This window comes from Sulfurimonas sp. NWX367, from assembly GCF_039667065.1.
GTDB lineage: Bacteria > Campylobacterota > Campylobacteria > Campylobacterales > Sulfurimonadaceae > Sulfurimonas > Sulfurimonas hydrogeniphila.
In genome coordinates, this window is record NZ_JALCZM010000001.1 from 455,900 (window position 1) to 474,700 (window position 18,801).

Below are 18,801 nucleotides of genomic sequence, written 5' to 3' on the forward strand. Positions count from 1 at the left end.
TTTACTATATAGTAATCGCTGAAATTGTTCTTATTTTATCACATTAAATCTAATAAATAGTATAAATGAATAATTTGCTATAATTTCTTTTTAAAGGAGAAAAATGAAAAGAATAATTTTAGCTGCATTGTTGATAACATCTGGCTATGCAAGTATAAAAAATATAAACAGTTTTGAAGCAGATTTTTTACAAAGAATAGTAGATGACAAAGGTGTGAAGATAACATATACGGGGCATGTAACAGCTTCTAAACCTCGTTATGCTCTTTGGCAGTATACAAAACCTGTGCAAAAAAGTGTTTATATTCTACAAAATAAAATTGTAGTTATTGAACCGGAGTTAGAACAGGTCATCATTAAACATCTTAATGGAGATTTTGATCTTTTTAAAATTATTCACAATGCAAAAGAGATCGCAAAAGGGAGTTATTTAGCGAATTTTCAGAATAAAGAATACATCATAAAAACAGAAAATTCCATCATTAAATCTATTTCATACAAAGATGAACTTGAAAATGATATAAAGATTGTATTTAAAAACCAAGAAGTAAATAAAAAAATATCGCAAGATAAATATGTACCGGATATTCCGGATGAATATGATATAGTCAGTGAGTAATATGTAACAAAAACGGATTTAGTCCGTTTTTGCATACAGCTAGTTAAGCTTGGCAAAAATGGATTTAGTCCATTTATTGCACTGTGAATTTAGTTCAGCTTGGCAAAAATGGATTTAGTCCATTTATTGCACTGTGAATTTAGTTCAACTTGTAATCTTTGATTAGGTTGAAGTTTAGATATTTATAGATATCGTCTTCTTTGCCTTCTATTTTTTTCGTTAACTCCAAGTACTCTTCTTTTGTCGGAATTTTTCCAAGAAGTGAACATACCGCTGCAAGTTCAGCAGAACCAAGATAAACCTGTGCTTCTTTTCCTAAACGGTTGTCAAAGTTACGTGTTGATGTTGAAAACACTACTGCACCATCTGATACACGTGCCTGATTCCCCATACATAATGAACATCCCGGAACTTCTGTTCTTGCACCTGCAGCACCAAAGATTGCATAGTAGCCATCTTCTACAAGTTGTTTCTCATCCATTTTTGTCGGAGGGCAAACCCATAAACGGGTAGGAACAGCACCTTCGCCTTTTAATACTTCACCAAGTGCACGGTAGTGGCCGATATTTGTCATACATGAACCGACAAATACTTCATCAATTTTATGCGGACGTTTAGGGTCAGCTAAAATCTCTGAAAGTGTAGCAACATCATCCGGATCATTCGGGCATGCCAAAATAGGCTCTGTGATTTGATCCAAATCAATCTCAAGTACTGCCGCATATTCTGCATCTTCATCCGCTTTCATCAGTTCAGGTTTTTCCAACCACTCTTCCATTTTCACAATACGACGTGCCAATGTACGATGGTCTTCATATCCTGCATCAATCATAGAATTTAAAAGTGTAATATTAGATTTTAAGTACTCAATAATTGGTTCTTTGTCTAACTGAACTGTACATGCTGCAGCAGAACGTTCTGCTGATGCATCTGACAACTCAAATGCCTGTTCGGCTTTCAGATCAGGCAAGCCCTGAATTTCCAAAATACGCCCGGCAAAAATATTTTTCTTTCCTTTTTTCTCAACTGTCAAAAGACCTTCTTTTATAGCCTGATGAGGAATAGCATTAACCAAGTCACGTAATGTGATTCCCGGTTGCATTTTTCCTTTAAATTTTACAAGAACTGATTCTGGCATAGTCAAAGGCATAGAACCTGTAACTGCTGCAAATGCAACGATTCCGGAACCGCCTGGAAAAGAGATACCGATAGGAAAACGAGTATGTGAATCTGCACCCGTACCTACAGTATCCGGAAGAACCATTCTGTTTAGCCATGAGTGGATAATGCCGTCACCAGGACGAAGAGCAACACCTGAACGGTTTGCAATAAAGTCAGGTAATGTATGGAACATCTTAATATCTGACGGTTTTGGATACGCAGATGTATGACAGAAAGTCTGTAATACCAAATCAGCATTGAACCCAAGCGCAGCAAGTTCTTTGATCTCATCTCTTGTCATAGGACCTGTTGTGTCTTGAGAACCGACTGTACTCATTTCAGGCTCACAATACATACCCGGACGAACACCATCCATTCCACATGCTTTACCAACCATTTTTTGTGCTAAAGTATACCCTTTACCAGTATCTTCAGGCTGATCAGGTGTTAAGAAAATATCAGCCGGAGCTTTTCCTAAAACACTGCGTGCTTTGTTTGTAAGCCCACGACCGATAATAAGTGGAATACGACCGCCTGCACGTACTTCATCAGTAATAGTATTTGGTTTTAATGTAAATGTAGCGATGCATTTACCGTCTTTATGTGCTTCACCTTTATACGGATAGATGTCAATAACATCACCTGTTTCCATTTGGGAAACATCAAGTTCGATTGGAAGTGCTCCCGAGTCTTCTGCTGTTGCAAAGAAAATAGGTGCGATTGTTCCGCCAAGAACTACACCGCCGGTACGTTTGTTTGGAACACCCGGAATATCCTCTCCCATGTGCCACTGTACAGAGTTGATACCTGATTTACGGCTTGAACCGGTACCTACAACATCACCAACATAAGCAACAGGATGACCAAGCTCTTTCAGTCTGTTAATAGTTCCGATTGGATCTTCCATTTTTGCAGCAAGCATAGAGTTTGCGTGCAAAGGAATGTCTGAACGTGTAAATGCTTCAGAAGCAGGAGACAAATCATCAGTGTTTGTTTCACCAGGAACTTTAAATACGGTAACAGTTAATTTTTCAGGAAGTTCAGGTTTTTTTGTAAACCAGTCAGCGTCTGCCCATGCATTTAAAACGTGAGTTGCTGCAGTCACACCTTTTTTGTGCAACTCTTCAACATCATTGAACGCATCATATACCAATAATGTACTGGAAAGTGCTTCAATAGCTGCTGCAACAACTTTTACATTTTTTGACGTTAAAGCATCAATTAATGGTTTCACATTGTATCCGCCAAGCATCATACCAAGCATTTGGACAGCTTTTTCAGGTGGAATAGCTGCCACATGATGTTCTTCACTTGCCAATTCGTTTAAAAATGCTGCTTTGACATAGGCTGCATCATCTACACCCGGAGATACACGATTTTCTAAAAGATCCAGCATCTCTTCAACATATTCACCTGTTTTAATAAACTCGATAACTTCTACTGTCTGTTCAGCAGTAAGAGGTAATGGAGGGACACCAAGTGCCGCTCTTTCTTCTACATGTGCTTTATAGTCTTCTCTAAATCCCATAATACTTCCTATTGTAAATTTAATTTGGGGACATTATAGCTAAAAGAAAAGTAATCATATCGACAGTGTTACGAATCTATACATCTATATTATGTAAAATTACTTTATTGTATAGAAAAGTAACACTAGAGTCTGCGTTTTGCAATTTCAGTGCAGATGATTTCTCTGTCACTGCCCATATAGTTGTTTTTGAGCCATAACAGATAAGAATCAGGCAGTTCATTGTAAAGCATTCCTTTGTATTGCCCAAAAGAAATTCTGGCGCTGGTTTGCGGAGCACAAACAGCTTCCTCAACCAAAGCTTCTACATGTAACATATCAAGAAGCTTTACAAATTCCCGATATTCAAGTTTTTTTCCAATACTGAATGTGTAGGCAGTAAAATCAAAGTACCCTTTTCTTTGCGCAACAAATGCTTCTATTTCCTGTATCTGTTCAACACGTAATTTTTCCAGATTCTTTACATGTACACAAAAAGAATCTTTTTGTTTCATAAATATAAAATGCGGTTTTGGCATTACAATATCTCTCTGACACCCTTGGCATTTGGAGAAGAGAGAACTCCTTCATTTTCAAGCTGTTCTATCACTCTTGCAGAACGGTTATATCCAATCTGTAGTTTTCTTTGCAGATAAGAAATAGATGTTTTTCTGTCAGTTAAAACTACATTTTTCGCCTCTTCGTACAAAGGATCAAGTTCTTCATAGCTTTCATTAGAGCCTGAAGCAGAACCACCTTCGGCATTCGTCTCTTCTATCAAAAAGCTTTTGTCATAATTTGGTTCTCGCTGCGCTTTAATAAAATCTACTATCTTCTCTATCTCTTCTTCTGTAGCCCACGGAGCATGCAGGCGTACCAAAGCCGGCGAACCCGGAGGCGTAAAGAGCATATCTCCACGCCCCAGAAGTGATTCTGCACCCATTTGGTCTAAAATGATTTTTGAATCAATCTTTTGTCCTACTCTGTAGGATATGCGTGAAGGCAGGTTGGCTTTAATAAGTCCCGTAACAACATCTACAGACGGTCTTTGTGTCGCGATGATAAGATGAATTCCACAGGCACGTGATTTTTGTGCAAGTCTTGCAATGGAGAGTTCAACATCTTTGCCGCTTGTCATCATCAAGTCAGCCAATTCATCAATAATTACCACTATATAAGGGAAATGTTCACCACCCTCCTTTTTTACTTTTTCATTATAATTTTCAATATTTTTGGTACGACTCTCAGCCATGAGTTCGTAACGCCGTTCCATTTCACCGACCATATTATTAAGTGAGACAATAGCCTGTTTTGGCTTTGTAATGACAGGAGTAAGCAGATGCGGGATATCATTATATATGGAAAACTCAAGCATTTTCGGGTCAATCATCAAAAGACGCAGCTGATCAGGAGAATTTTTATATAAAAGTGAGAGTATCATAGCATTGATCCCGACACTTTTCCCGCTTCCTGTTGTACCTGCTATAAGCAAATGCGGCAACTTTTTTAAATCAGTAATAAAAGGCTTGCCGACAATGTCTTTTCCAAGCGCTATAGTAAGTGGTGAGGCCGAGTCTTTAAAGAGTTTGTCATCTAAAAGCTCACGCAGATAAATCGTATCGACTGTTTCATTGGGAATCTCTATTCCTACAACATCTTTTCCCGGGATAGGTGCCTGAATACGAATAGTCTCCGCTGAAAGCGCCATCGCCAAATCATCTTGGAGGTTAAGTATTTTACTCACTTTCACATTGGCTGCCGGTTTAAACTCAAAGGTAGAAACTACAGGACCTGCATAGGTACGCACAACATCTCCGTCAATTTTAAAATGTGCCAGCTTTTCAATAAGATAGCGTATCTTGTCATCAAGCTCTTTTTCATCCACATTATGTGTTGTTTTATTCGGCTTTTGCAAAAAATCTACAGAAGGCAGCTTAAAGTTTTTGGGTTTTTCTACCTTCCCTTTTTCAATATTAGCCAGGAGTTTTGCATTTTCTTCAAGCTCATCAACGATAACAGTATTTTTATGCTCTTTTACATCCGCGGCAATATCTAAAATAGTTTTTTTTGTCTCACTTGTTTCTTCTGCCGGTACATGCTTTTTTTCTTTTCTTAGATATGCCGGTTTGTCTATTTCTTCGTCTTGGGTTTGTTCAACATGCTCTGTCTCTTTGTTCTCTTCTTTTTGCATGATTTCATCTTGTTGCAAGGTCTCACTCTGTTCCTTTTCAACAAAAGTTGCTGCATTCTTCGGTTTGTTGGATTTGAGTGAAGATATGACTACATGTAAGATCTCCGAACTGCTTTTATCAAAAAGAATCACCATGGCAACCGCCGTAATAATAAACCAAAATACCCATAATCCGAAAACACCTATATAGGGAGATAAAAAGTCTACAAAATCTGCACCGAATTTTCCTCTGTATTCATTTGTTATGAGCAGGGCCTGTGCGATAAGAGAAGAGCATAAAAGCAAAAAAGAAGCAACACCCAGTTCTAACTTTCTAAAACCAAAAGATGTATCTTTATACAGAAAATACAAAGGAAACAGCAGCACAAAGAGATATACAAACGATATATAACCAAAATAAAGCTGATTGTAAGAAGAAAAAGTAGCACCATAACTGCCCATAAGCCCAGTTGGACCAAAAAGAGTTGAAAAACCGAGATAAATTAATACACCAAAAATGATAATAAACAGAGTATCTTTCAAGCTAGAAAACCTTTATAGTAAGAAGGGATAAATAATATATAAAAGTATATCCTATAAATAATTTACCAGACTTAATTGCGAAATTTTTCCCACAGTTGAGAGCATCGCCTGATAGTTTAAGTTAAGTTGAGACAAACGCAAAGAGGCCTCTGCAATGTCTGTATCTATTACTTCAGAGCGCAGGGTCATTGTACTGACTTCCAGCAGACTTGTTCTTTCGAGTGAAGTGTTTAAGGTATTTGACTGTGCACCAACAACCGAATGGCTTCTGGAGACATGTGACTGCAGTTTGTCTATTGCTGCAAGCGCATTTTCTATTCCTTGATTTCGCATATTTCCGCTGGAACTGTCCGGATAAAGTTTATGATCTTCTACAGCACTAATGGCTTCATCAAGATTTTTAAAAAAATCTGTTTTTGGATCAACAATAGTTAAAGCGTTGTTTGCATTAAAGGTCATAACAGAAGCATCTGCTGTAAAATTATCACTGTTAGCATCATAAAGTGCTATTGTCGATTGTGTCTGAGTAGCAGTCAAGTCAGTGAATTTCAACTTTCCGTCATAGGTTAAAGAAGTGTTTCCCTGTGTGTTTGAAGCTATTATTGCATTATCATAGTCATTTGCTGCAGTTCCGGCAGGTAGGTTATTGGTAACAATCATATTGACAACATCCATCAGTTGCTGATAGGTTACATTATCTGCAGCTGTTGCTGTTCTTGGAGTCTGCATATTAAAAATATCATAAGTATTTCCACCAATTGTAAAAGTTGAACCTGCGGAATCTAAATTTATTGTTGCGGTATAAGGATTACCGTTAATATCATTTCCTTCCAGATTCAATACGGTTGCATCAAGCGTACCGGGTGTTCCCTGAGACAAATCAGCTACTTCTGAAATTTTTGCAGATGGAGAGGCAAAGGCATTTGTCTCTTTTAGAATCTGAGGGACATTTGATGTGAGTTCTGCGCCGCTTTTGGAAAATTGTGTTCTGTCATACACTATCCCTTCTATATTGCTGGCTGCACCGGCAGCCGGTATGAAACCTGACTGGATAAACTCTTTGACATAGAGGCTTGATGTAGCAGTTCCGTCTTTTATTTTTGCATAATCTTTTTCACCGACATCCAGCAAATCTATATCATTTACGAGTGCATCATTGTTTTGGGTATCACCGTTTTCATCTGTCGTCAAATCAAAATCAACCGCCCCCACCATATGAAAATCCAGTTTGCTTGAACCTTTCTGTTTGTCTTGGACAACAATCTGTCCATTTGCATTTAAACTTACATTAACAACATTTATACTGCCGTTGTTTCCGTATGCTTTGCCTATTTCATCCAGTAAATCGCTTACTTTTGCCGTATCGTCAAACTCTTTTCTGACTTTAAAGGCGGTGCCGTCACTTCTGGTCCCTCTGATATAAAAATAATTTTTGTTGACTGTAGTTGTATCATCATCTATATCACCCATCAAATCTCTAATACTGCTGTCTGTAGTAATTATTCCACCGTTAATCAAATCATTGTTGATTACATTTGTTGTGATTTCTCTTTTTGTATTTTGTTCTTCGCCTAAAAAAAGTTCTGTTCCGGTGAGATTATACTTTTGTGTGGAATTTGAACCAAGCACAGAGTTCATTCCTGCATCATTCCCCTGATATATTCCGTTTGCATCTATCGGTTTTGTATTGACAGCAGAACCAGAAAATAAAAACTGCCCGTTAATCGAAGTGTTTGCCAGGTTTTTAAAATGTTTTTCCAAACCCCGAAGCTCTCCGGCTATGGCATCAAGAGAGTCCGGGCTGTGTGTGCCGTTTGCGGCATTTATAAGCAGAGTCTTCATTCTGTCAAGTGAAGTTTCAAACTCATTGAGAACAACATCTGTCTGATTTGAAATTTTATACCCGCTTTCTGTACTCTTTTTCACCTGCCCTATTGTAACGAGCTCATTGTCAAGCCGCATAGTTTCTGTAAATGTTCTTACATCATCTTTGGCATATTGAATTTTCAATCCTGAGGCAATCTGCTTATTTACATCAAAAAGTTCATTGTTTATTTTTAAATTATTTGTAGCATACAGACTGTTGTAATACATACTTGATGTTACACGCATAATATCTCTCCGTTTTCAAAATATTGTTTGGTTTCTGGCAATTATTGGCAAAGTATAGCAATAAAAGTTCCATTTAATGGTATTATCGGCCAAATATTATTTACTTTTAAGTAAATTCCTACTATCATTCCAACTTCAACAGCTGATTTGCCAGAGTGATGGAACGGTATACATAGCGGATTCAAAATCCGCCGCCTCACGGCTTAGGGGTTCAAATCCCCTCTCTGGTACCACTTTTTACAGTTGTTAGTTCTCAAAATGAGAGATACTTATGTTATTTCTAAAAATAATTCTTCTACTCATCTCTTTTTCAACTATTTTCGCTGCCAACACTCTTCGAAGCAATTATTATATAAAAAATGACTTTATTATGCTTTCAGATATTGTACCTGTAAGTAAAAAAAATGACAGAAAACTTTTTGATATAGACAAAAACAGACATTCAAAACGCATACAAAAAAAAGAACTTTTAAAAATACTTCACAAAAGCGGCTTTGACAACTTTACTTCAAAACACAGTTACATACAGTTCACAAAAAAAAGCCCTATCAATACAACGTATATAAAAAACAGTATAAAAAAGCACTATAGAGAAAAATATAAAAATATAAAAATATCTACAATAACGCTCTTTCCCACACATTATATGGAAGAACTCCCAAAACGCTACACTGTTCATTTTAGCACCAAAGCACACTTGTCCAACAAGGGCATTTTATATATAAAAACAGATGATAATAAAAAAATATTTTTTAAATATAAAATTTTAGCCACTGTTTCCATTTTGTTTGCCAGAAAAAACATCAAAAAAGATAATGAACTCACCAATATAAATACACAAAAAAAGAGTATAATACTAGATAAATTCAAAGCGATGCCTTTAGAGGGTTTACATGTAAAGCACTACCAAAGTAAGCACAACATTAAAGCAGGTAATATCATAACAAAAAGAGATGTTGTCGGTTTGTTTTTAGTCAAACGCGGCTCGAGTGTCAGTGTTAATTTTAACAACAATGCAATACATATCTATTTTTCTGCAAAAGCACTTCAAAACGGAAGACTTGGAGACACTGTCAGTGTTATAAAGAGAAATGGAAAAAAAATAAGAGTTGTTATAACCGGAAAGAACAAAGCAGAGGTACAATGAAAAAAAGAAAAATAGTAGTTGCAAGCAGTGGGGCCAGTGGTGTGAACCTTGGTCTGAAAATCATTCAGCTTCTTCCTAAATCTGTTGAAAAACATTTTATCATGACAGAAAATTCAGAAAAAGTACTTGTACATGAAATGAGTAATGTCACTGCCCATAATAATAAAAACATTGCAGCCTCTGTTGCATCAGGCTCTTTTGGGGTTGATGCTATGATTATCGCACCGTGTTCTATGAATACACTGGCAAAAATAGCCTGTGGAATTTCGGACAACTTGATTACACGGTGCGCTGCAGTTGTAATCAAAGAACAGAAAAAGCTTATTTTAGCACCGAGAGAGATGCCTTTTTCTGCCATTAATTTAGAGAATATGCATAAACTTGCAAGCCTTGGTATCATTATTGCGCCGCCTGTTATGGCATATTATTCAAAGCAGCAGACACTTGATGAAATGGAAAATTTTCTCATTGGCAAATGGTTTGATTTACTGGAAATTGAAAACAGTTTATATAAAAGGTGGCAAATTGAAGAGTCGTAAAATCGCTTTATACCCGGGAACATTTGATCCGATAACAAATGGACATTTTGATATTATCGAACGTGCAAAAAATTTATTTGATGAAGTGATTGTCGCTGTTGCTCAGTCAAAAGACAAAAATCCCATGTTTAGCCTCGAACAAAGAATAAAAATGGTCGAAATTGCCGTCAAAGACATCAAAGATGTCCGTGTTACAGGTTTTAACAACCTTACTATAGATCTGGCACACGAACATGATGCAAGGGTGCTTATACGAGGGCTTCGTGCTGTAAGTGACTTTGAATACGAGTTGCAACTCGGCTATCTCAACAACTCCCTTGATGAAAACATAGAAACGGTCTATTTGATGCCAAAACTCAAACATGCTTTTATCAGTTCTTCTATTGTCAGGAATCTTTTAAAGTTTAACGGAAAAACAGATCACCTCTTACCAAAAGAAGTACAGCAGGTTATAGGGAGTCTGCGCTGATGTATATTGCAATAGAAGGTATTGATACAGCCGGGAAAAGTACACAGATAGAAGCACTGAAAAAGTACTTTCCTGATGCAGTCATTACAAAAGAACCCGGTGGAACTGCTATAGGACAAGAAATTCGCAGACTTGTTTTGAGTGCAAAAACAAAAAGCAAAAGAGCAGAGTTTCTTCTTTTTCTTGCAGACAGAGCAGAACATATAAAAGAGGTAATAGAACCAAATCTGCACAAAATGATTATTTCAGACAGAAGTGCTGTAAGTGGTGTCGCCTATGCACTCACCCAGGGAAGTATCAGTAAAAAAGATTTGATCAGTTTGAATGATTTCGCAACAAAAAAAATATATCCCCAGGCAATTTTTTTACTGCGTCTGACAAAACAGGAACTCAAATACAGACTTTCGCAAAAAAAACTTGACGGCATTGAACTCAGAGGCAGTGAATATTTGTTAAAGATTCAAGAGAGTATCAAAGAAGCAAGTCTTCTTCTGGGTGTGCCGTTGATTGAAATTGATGCCACAAAAAACAGAGATGAAATTACAAAAGAAATATTAGATAATATTAAAAATGAAACAATGCTAAAAGGATAAAGAATTATGATTAAATCACTAAGAGGTATGAATGATATACTTGATGAAAACGAATCAAAACGATTTACTTATTTTTTGGATGTGGCACAAAACATTGCCAGAAGATATGGTTTTCACTATATAGAAACACCACTTTTAGAAGAGACGGCACTTTTTAAACGCAGTGTCGGAGAGAGCAGTGACATTGTCGGTAAAGAGATGTACCAGTTTACGGACAAGGGAGGCAATGATGTATGTCTGCGCCCTGAGGGAACAGCCGGTGTTGTACGGGCTTTTATTCAAAAAAAATTAGACAAAGCAGGCGGAATTCACAGATTTTTTTATCATGGTCCTATGTTTCGTTATGAAAGACCACAGAAAGGACGTTTGAGAGAGTTTCATCAGTTTGGAGTTGAAAGTTTCGGTATTGAGAGTGTGTATGAAGATGCAAATATGATCATGATGGTCAGTGACATACTCAAAGAACTTGGTATCGGCTATAGACTACAGATCAATTCACTCGGTGACAACAACTGCATGCCTGAGTACCGTGACACCCTTGTCTCTTTTATAGAAAGTATTGAAGATGAAATTTGTGAAGACTGTAAACGAAGAAAAAGTACGAACCCCATCCGTGTTCTTGACTGTAAAAATGAAAAGTGTCAATCTTTGTACGAAAATGCTCCAAAACTTTTACATTCACTGTGCGAAAACTGTGACAATGACTTTGAAAAACTGAAAAAAATACTTGATGCAAATGACATCAGCTATGAAGTAGATACGAATCTTGTACGAGGACTTGACTACTACTCCAAAACCGCTTTTGAATTTGTCAGTGACAATATAGGCAGTCAAAGTGCTATTGCCGGTGGTGGAAGATATGACAGACTTGTAGAGTTTTTAGACGGTCGCCCTACCCCTGCTGTAGGTTTTGCGATGGGTATTGAAAGACTGTTGGAACTCATACAAATGCCACAGGAATTAAGAGAAGGCTATTATCTTGGTGCTATGGACGAAGAAGCCATCGATACAATAATCACGCTGACGCATAAAAAAAGGGCTACAGACAAAGCAGTTTGCGATTATAAGGCGAAAAACCTCAAAAATCATCTCAAAAGTGCGGATAAAATGAATGCAAAATACTGCTGCGTTATTGGTACAAATGAAATGAGCAACGGAACAATTTGGGTTAAAGATTTAGAAAATAAAATTGAAAAGACAATTCCGCTCAAAGAATTTTAGATGGAGTGGGTTCATGGTTTATGGCACTTTTTAGACGAATTTGTAGAATATTTTGCCGTGCTCATCATAATAGCAGTCATCGCTCTTTACATATACGACAGATATGTGCAAAGACAGCATGCTCTTCTTGTAAACTACCCGATTATAGGAAGATTTCGTTATTTTTTTGAGGCCCTCCGTGAACCACTGCGTCAATATTTTGCAGAAGAATCTTTTTATGACTCCAAAGACAAGGTTGACTGGGTGTATACAGCAGCCAAGAACAAACCAAACTACCAGTCATTTTCCGTAAGCCAGCCCTTTTCAGGATCAAGATTTATCTTAAAACATGCTACAAGTGTTTTAAACGATGAGGAAGTTGATCAAAACATGCAGGTAGTTTTTGGAAAGAACAGAAAATACCCTTTTGTATCGCAAACACCGATTATCCGTTCTGCTATGAGTGACGGTGCCCTGTCTCCCGAAGCAGTAAGAGCCTTTAGCTTAGCGGGAAGAGATTCCAACCTGACAATCAATACAGGAGAAGGTTCACTTACTTCCAACCATCTTTTTACCCTCAAAATAGATCCGAACAATTCAAAATATCTTGAAGTTGTCAAAAGTACCCCTTTTGCAGAACTTGCTTTTAAAATCGGAGATTTTTTCTTTAATAAAAAAGTAGCGCTGAAATGGTACAGAGATATTTTACTGAATGAAAAAACCCAAAATACCTATATTTATGATACCTCCAGCCACCTTCTTTTTCGTGTGAACTGGGAAGCAGCCATAGAATATTTTCCGCGGGAAGTTCCAAAGGAGCTGCCGGATATGATTTTTCAAATCAGTTCTGGTTTGTATGGTGTCAGAGACAAAAACGGAAATTTTGATAAAGAAAAATATAAAAAAATAATGAAATTTTGCAAAATGACTGAAATTAAAATAGCTCAGGGAGCAAAACAGACAGGCGGAAAACTCGCAGGTTCAAAAGTAACAGCGGACATAGCCTACTACCGTGGTGTTGAAGAGGGAAAAGACATCATTTCTCCCAACAGGTTCCCTTATGCAGATACAATAGAGGATCTTTTAAATTTTATTGAAAAACTGCAAAGACTCTCAGAAAAACCGGTTGGATTCAAAATAGTCATTTCAGACATAGCCTCTGTAGAAACACTGGTACAAAAACTTGCCAAAAGAAAAAATTATGGTGAATTTATACCAGATTTCATCACAGTGGACAGCGGTGAGGGTGGCAGCGCAACTGCTCCGCTTGAGCTAATGGAATCAGTAGGCCTCACAACAAACAACTCACTTTATATTCTGGATATGCTCTTAAAAAAATATAATATCAGAGAAGATGTCAAAATCATTGCCAGTGGAAAAATTCTAACACCCGATGATGCTGTCATCACCTTGTGTATGGGGGCTGATGCTGTAGGCATTGCACGCGCATTTATGATGAGTGGCGGGTGTATCCGGGCAAAAATGTGTTCTGGTTTTGGAACACATGTCTGCCCGGTCGGCATGGCAACACAGGATCCAAAAAAAAGAGCCTCCTATCTTGTAATAAAAAAAGGCATACAAATTGGACACTATCATAAAAATCTTCTTAAAAGTATGAAGACTGTCATGGCAGTAATGGGTATAAAAAGTATTAAAGACTTAAACAAAAGCCTCCTTACCTATAAAAACAGAAGTGGTGAAATATATTTTGATATTGACAAATATTTTCAGCAAAAATTTAAAATTTAAAATTTAGGATAAATGATGAATAATTTCGGCCTTGATATCTGGGCAAACAAAAACTTTATTATAGAAGACGGTGAAATCAAACTTAATTACAAATCTATGCCTTCTCTGCTTGATATAGTCAACAATATACGGGCAAAAGATGTTAAAGGACCTCTCCTTTTACGATTTCCTCATTTGGTCAAAAGACAGATTAAAACACTCTACAACTATTTTGAAAAAGCTATTGAAGAAAACAGCTATAAAGGAAAGTTTAAAGCTGTTTTTCCGCTCAAAGTAAACCAGTTTCCGGCAGCTGTTGAGGCAATTACATCACAGGGTGCAAAGTACAACTACGGACTTGAAGCCGGAAGCAAGGCTGAACTTATTTTGGCAATGAGCAAAGTGCTTGACGGAGCCAACATTACTGTCAACGGCTTCAAAGACGAAGAGATGCTTACGCTGGGATTTATAGCAGCACACAGTGGTCAAAATATCACCATCACCATAGAAGGGCTCAATGAACTTGAAACCATTATTGATGTAGCTTCCAAATCCAATTTAAAAGTTCCAAATATCGGCATACGTGTCAGGCTGCACAGTGCAGGCAGCGGCATATGGGCAAAAAGCGGCGGAATGGATGCAAAATTCGGACTGACTTCAACAGAAATCATTGAGGCAATAAAACTCCTCAAAGATGCGAATTTGCTTGAGAAACTGACAATGATTCATTTTCATATCGGCTCACAGATAGCAGACATTGCTCCGCTGAAAAAAGCACTCCGTGAAGCCGGAAATATCTATGCGGAACTGAAAAAAATGGGTGCTGATGCACTTTCAAGTATCAACATCGGCGGCGGTTTGGCTGTAGAATATGACCAACATGAAAAATCACATGCACGTAACTACTCAATAGATGAATTTTCAAGTTCTGTTGTTTTTTTACTTGGTGAAATCATGGACAGCAAAAATGTTGCACATCCGGATATATTTACGGAATCAGGACGTTTTATAGTTGCTTCACATGCTGTATTGATTACACCTGTTTTAGAACTTTTCACTCAGGATTATCAGGAAAAACTTTTAAATTTTAAAGAGTCAAATCCGCCTTTGGTTGAAGAACTGATAGAATTGAACAGACTTCTTAACAATGCCAACTGTATAGAATATCTTCATGATGCGCTTGATCATATGGAATCACTTTTCACGCTTTTTGATTTAGGCTATATTGATCTTCAAGACCGTTCAAACGCAGAAATTCTGGTGCATAATATTATAAAAAAAGCACTCTATCTTAAATCAGCCAATCCGACCAATGAACTCGAACAGCTCCAGATCAAGCTCCAGGAACGCTATCTCATTAATGCTTCTGTTTTTCAGAGTCTGCCTGATTACTGGGGACTGGGACAGCATTTTCCTGTGATGCCCATTCATCATTTAAACACAACCCCGCTCAGAGCAGCCTCTCTTTGGGATATTACCTGTGACAGTGACGGAGAAATAGGCTTTGATCCGGACAAACCTTTATATCTCCATGATGTTAATATTGATGAAGAAGATTATTTTTTAGCTTTTTTCAATATTGGTGCCTATCAGGAGACACTGGGAATGAACCATAATCTTTTTACACACCCCAGTGAATATACAATTTCAATCAATGACTCCGGATACAATATAACAAATGCAGTAGAATCAAAAAGTATTTTGGAGATACTTGAATCAATAGGATATGACAAACATGAAATATTAAATCAAGTTAAAAACAAACTCTCAAATGCCAGCTTTATTACAGAAAAAGAAAAAAATGATACACTGCTACAGCTAGAAAGATTTTTATATCAAAATGGCTATTTAAGAACAACAAATTAAGGATGAGCATGGGAATATTTGCCGATATCAAGGAAGACTTTTCAAATGCGTACAGAAATGATCCTGCATTAAATTCAAAAATTGATTTTTTATTTAATTACCCTGGTGTATGGGCAGTTGCATGGTACAGAATAGCGCACAAACTTTATACAAACAACTTTACCCGTACAGCAAGGACAATCATGGGAATAACCCAAATACTTACAAATATTGACATCCACCCTGCCGCGAGTATTGGTAAGCGCGTCTTTATTGACCACGGTTTTGGAGTTGTAATCGGAGAGACTGCCATCATTGAAGATGATGTGCTCATATATCAGGGTGTAACACTCGGTGGTGTTTCTTTAACTCACGGCAAACGACATCCGACTATCAAAAAGGGAGCGGTAATCGGAGCCGGCGCAAAGATACTGGGAAACATCACAATAGGCGAATATGCAAAAATCGGTGCCAACTCGGTTGTCGTCAAAGAAGTTCCTGATTGTTCCACAGCAGTCGGTTTGCCTGCACATATCATTGAAAAAGGGAGATGTAAAGATCCTTTTATGCACAATATGCTCCCTGATATAAACAAAGAGATGTTTGAATACCTTCTCAAGCGTGTGGCTATACTTGAACATATTTTAGTAAAAGAAAATAAAGATCTTCTAGATCAAGACCTTGAACTTGAACATATATATGAATCTTTTATAAAATCAATGAAAAATTAATTTTTCGCTCTTTTCTCAACAAATATACATCTTTTTTTTAGTATAATTTATCAAATATATTATAAAAAAGGGTTCAAATGCTAGCAAAACGCATAGATAAACTATCTGAATCAATTACAATAGCAATTACAGCGCTTGCACAAGAGTTAAAAGCAGAGGGTAAAGACATTCTCAGTTTTTCAGCCGGAGAACCGGATTTTGATACACCCAGAGTTATCAAAGACGCGGCTATAGATGCAATCAACAACGGTTTTACAAAATATACCGCAGTAGATGGGATTCCGGCCATCAAAGAAGCAGTCGCTGCCAAACTCAAAAGAGATAACGGTTTAACATATGACCCTAACCAGATTATCATTAACAATGGCGCAAAACATTCCTTGTTTAATCTTTTTTCTGTAACAATTGAAAAAGGCGATGAGGTTATTATTCCTGCGCCATACTGGGTAACCTACCCTGAACTTGTGAAATATTTTGACGGGACTGTCGTAGAAATTCAGACAAGTGATGCGACTGCCTTTAAAATCACTCCCCAACAGCTCAAAAAAGCATTGACACCAAATACAAAAATGCTGATTCTTACAACACCGTCAAATCCTACCGGTGCAGTTTATTCCAAAGAAGAACTCACTGCTTTGGCAAAAGTGCTTGAAGGGACGGATGTTCTCGTAGCCAGCGATGAAATGTATGAAAAACTGATATATGACGGGGATTTTACTTCAGCAGCAGCAGTCAGTGAAAACATGTTTAAAAGAACAATCACCATCAATGGTTTAAGCAAGTCAGTTGCCATGACAGGCTGGCGTTTCGGATATATGGCATCACACCATACCGAAATTATCAAAGCAACAAAAAAACTGCAGTCACAAAGCACATCCAATGTCAATACCATGACACAGTATGCTGCTATTGCAGGACTTGACGGCAGTGCAGATGAAGATATAGAAATGATGCGAAAAGAGTTTATCAAGCGTCGTGATGAAGCTGTAGAACTTTTTAATAAAATCAACGGACTCAGTGTTTTAAAACCGGATGGTGCTTTTTATCTTTTTGTCAATATTCAAGAAGTCAGTAATGATTCACTAGGCTTTGCAAAAGAACTTTTAGCAGCCAAAGGTGTAGCCGTTGTTCCTGGTGTTGGTTTTGGAAGCGAAGGGTATTTCAGATTCAGTTTTGCTACGGGAATTGCAACTATCAGAGAAGGTATTAAAAGAATTGATGAGTTTGTGCAGGAACTCAAAGCAAAGTAGGCAAAAACCTACTTTAGCTCAGATAAAGCCTTTATGACTTCTTCTAAATTATCCAATGGAATATGAACTTTCCATTCCGGATTTTGGGCATCACCTGAGAGTGAAATTCCTATACTAGCTACAGTACCGCTTCCCTCACCATATGGTTCCTCAAGTTTTGTTACCGATATAACACCGTTTTTTGTTCCGCTTAACGGGATTGTTTTTGACATACTAACTCCTTGTTGTGTTTTTACTTGATAAGTCTAGCAAGTTTTGCCTGAAGTTTAAGCCATTGTCTGTGCCCCATCAAAGGAAAACCTGCATATGTCTTTCCGGGTTCTTTTACAGAGTTTGTTATTCCGCTTCGTGCAGCAAAAGTTGAAAAAGGGGCAACCTCCAGGTGACCGGCTGCGGCAGCCTGCCCGCCCATAACAACATTTCTGCCAAGTTTTGTTGAACCTGCAAGACCAGACTGAGAAACCATAACACAATACTCACCGATTTCACAGTTATGTCCAATCTGCACAAGATTGTCAATGCGTGTTCCTTTTTTTATCAAAGTAGAGCCAAAAACAGCTCTGTCAATACTGGTATTGCTTCCAATTTCAACATCATCTTCTACAACTACATTCCCATTTTGATAAATCTTTTTATGCTCACCTTTTTCATTTGTCGCAAATCCGAATCCGTCAGAACCTATAACTGTGTTTGCATGGATTATACAGTCATTGCCGATTTGACAGTCTCTGTATATTGTCACACTTGGATAAATAACTGTATTGTTTCCTATAACACTTTTTGCACCTATATAAACATGTGCCAAAACTATACAATTATCACCGATTACCGCACCATTTGCTATTTCAGCCTTGGGAGAAATTTTTGAATTTTTCCCAATCTGCGGGAGAGGAAGTCTCTCATCTTCTACGGGCGGCGCAAAATATTTTGAGAGTATGGCCATGGACCAATAAGGGTTTTTTGTTACCAAAGGAATACAGTTTGCAGGGAGTTTTGAAGCTAATTTTTCAGAAATTATAACTGCTGCAGCTTTTGTATTTTCGAGATCTTTTACATATTTTGAGTTGGACACAAAAGAGACTTCATTCTCTTTTGCATCTTTAAGAGTATTTATTCCTACAATATCAATATCATTGTCGACAATACTACACTCTAATGTTGAAGCTATTTTACTCAGCTTCATCTTT

General features: G+C 37.4%; 16 protein-coding genes and 1 tRNA gene. 11 read left to right on the forward strand and 6 right to left on the reverse strand.

Annotation, left to right across the window (positions count from 1 at the left end; translation table 11 throughout):
- Positions 1-103 precede the first annotated feature (103 nt).
- Positions 104-619: a LolA-like outer membrane lipoprotein chaperone gene (gene lolA, locus MNY28_RS02370; protein ID WP_346388792.1), complete on the forward strand. Its 516-nt coding sequence runs from the start codon at positions 104-106 to the stop codon at positions 617-619.
- 139 nt (positions 620-758) lie between these two features.
- Here the strand turns inward: lolA and acnB are convergent, their stop codons facing one another.
- The 4 genes from acnB to MNY28_RS02390 all read right to left on the reverse strand — a co-directional run bounded on the left by acnB (position 759) and on the right by MNY28_RS02390 (position 8,112).
- Positions 759-3,308 (reverse strand): bifunctional aconitate hydratase 2/2-methylisocitrate dehydratase, encoded by a 2,550-nt coding sequence (gene acnB, locus MNY28_RS02375; protein ID WP_151900261.1) that lies wholly within the window; start codon positions 3,306-3,308, stop codon positions 759-761.
- A gap of 125 nt (positions 3,309-3,433) precedes the next feature.
- On the reverse strand, positions 3,434-3,802 hold the full coding sequence (locus MNY28_RS02380; protein WP_346388793.1) for a DUF3820 family protein: 369 nt from the start codon (positions 3,800-3,802) through the stop codon (positions 3,434-3,436).
- A gap of 23 nt (positions 3,803-3,825) precedes the next feature.
- Positions 3,826-6,000: a DNA translocase FtsK gene (locus MNY28_RS02385; protein ID WP_346388794.1), complete on the reverse strand. Its 2,175-nt coding sequence runs from the start codon at positions 5,998-6,000 to the stop codon at positions 3,826-3,828.
- 51 nt (positions 6,001-6,051) lie between these two features.
- Positions 6,052-8,112, reverse strand: a complete 2,061-nt coding sequence (locus MNY28_RS02390) for a flagellar biosynthesis protein FlgL (RefSeq protein ID WP_346388795.1) — start codon at positions 8,110-8,112, stop codon at positions 6,052-6,054.
- A gap of 149 nt (positions 8,113-8,261) precedes the next feature.
- Between MNY28_RS02390 and MNY28_RS02395 the strand changes: the two genes are divergently transcribed.
- The 10 genes from MNY28_RS02395 (at position 8,262) to MNY28_RS02440 (ending at position 17,614) form a co-directional block, all read left to right on the forward strand.
- Positions 8,262-8,345, forward strand: a tRNA-Leu gene (locus tag MNY28_RS02395).
- Positions 8,346-8,482: 137 nt separating this feature from the next.
- Complete coding sequence (gene flgA / locus MNY28_RS02400) at positions 8,483-9,259, forward strand: flagellar basal body P-ring formation chaperone FlgA (protein ID WP_346388796.1); 777 nt, start codon at positions 8,483-8,485, stop codon at positions 9,257-9,259.
- The gene (locus MNY28_RS02405; RefSeq protein WP_346388797.1) at positions 9,256-9,798 is read left to right on the forward strand and encodes a UbiX family flavin prenyltransferase; all 543 of its coding nucleotides are present in this window, start codon (positions 9,256-9,258) and stop codon (positions 9,796-9,798) included. The genes flgA and MNY28_RS02405 overlap by 4 nt, the downstream gene beginning before the upstream one ends.
- On the forward strand, positions 9,785-10,267 hold the full coding sequence (gene coaD / locus MNY28_RS02410) for a pantetheine-phosphate adenylyltransferase (protein ID WP_230973320.1): 483 nt from the start codon (positions 9,785-9,787) through the stop codon (positions 10,265-10,267). The genes MNY28_RS02405 and coaD overlap by 14 nt, the downstream gene beginning before the upstream one ends.
- Positions 10,267-10,860: a dTMP kinase gene (gene tmk / locus MNY28_RS02415; protein WP_151900254.1), complete on the forward strand. Its 594-nt coding sequence runs from the start codon at positions 10,267-10,269 to the stop codon at positions 10,858-10,860. Before coaD ends, tmk begins: the two co-directional genes overlap by 1 nt.
- A 6-nt stretch (positions 10,861-10,866) precedes the next feature.
- Positions 10,867-12,081: a histidine--tRNA ligase gene (gene hisS / locus MNY28_RS02420; RefSeq protein ID WP_151900253.1), complete on the forward strand. Its 1,215-nt coding sequence runs from the start codon at positions 10,867-10,869 to the stop codon at positions 12,079-12,081.
- Positions 12,082-13,809 (forward strand): FMN-binding glutamate synthase family protein, encoded by a 1,728-nt coding sequence (locus tag MNY28_RS02425; protein WP_151900252.1) that lies wholly within the window; start codon positions 12,082-12,084, stop codon positions 13,807-13,809.
- Positions 13,810-13,824: 15 nt separating this feature from the next.
- The gene (speA, locus tag MNY28_RS02430; protein WP_346388798.1) at positions 13,825-15,654 is read left to right on the forward strand and encodes a biosynthetic arginine decarboxylase; all 1,830 of its coding nucleotides are present in this window, start codon (positions 13,825-13,827) and stop codon (positions 15,652-15,654) included.
- A gap of 8 nt (positions 15,655-15,662) precedes the next feature.
- Positions 15,663-16,364 carry a serine O-acetyltransferase gene (cysE, locus tag MNY28_RS02435; RefSeq protein ID WP_346388799.1) on the forward strand — a complete coding sequence of 234 codons (702 nt, stop codon included), beginning with the start codon at positions 15,663-15,665 and terminating at the stop codon, positions 16,362-16,364.
- A 77-nt stretch (positions 16,365-16,441) separates the two neighbouring features.
- Complete coding sequence (locus MNY28_RS02440; RefSeq protein WP_346388800.1) at positions 16,442-17,614, forward strand: pyridoxal phosphate-dependent aminotransferase; 1,173 nt, start codon at positions 16,442-16,444, stop codon at positions 17,612-17,614.
- A gap of 8 nt (positions 17,615-17,622) precedes the next feature.
- Here MNY28_RS02440 and MNY28_RS02445 read toward each other — a convergent pair whose 3' ends face one another.
- Together MNY28_RS02445 and lpxD are read right to left on the reverse strand one after the other, a co-directional pair.
- Positions 17,623-17,826: a hypothetical protein gene (locus tag MNY28_RS02445; RefSeq protein ID WP_193149839.1), complete on the reverse strand. Its 204-nt coding sequence runs from the start codon at positions 17,824-17,826 to the stop codon at positions 17,623-17,625.
- Between the two features lie 20 nt (positions 17,827-17,846).
- Entirely contained in the window at positions 17,847-18,797 is a 951-nt protein-coding gene (gene lpxD, locus MNY28_RS02450; RefSeq protein ID WP_346388801.1) for a UDP-3-O-(3-hydroxymyristoyl)glucosamine N-acyltransferase, read from the reverse strand.
- Between the last annotated feature and the right edge of the window lie 4 nt (positions 18,798-18,801).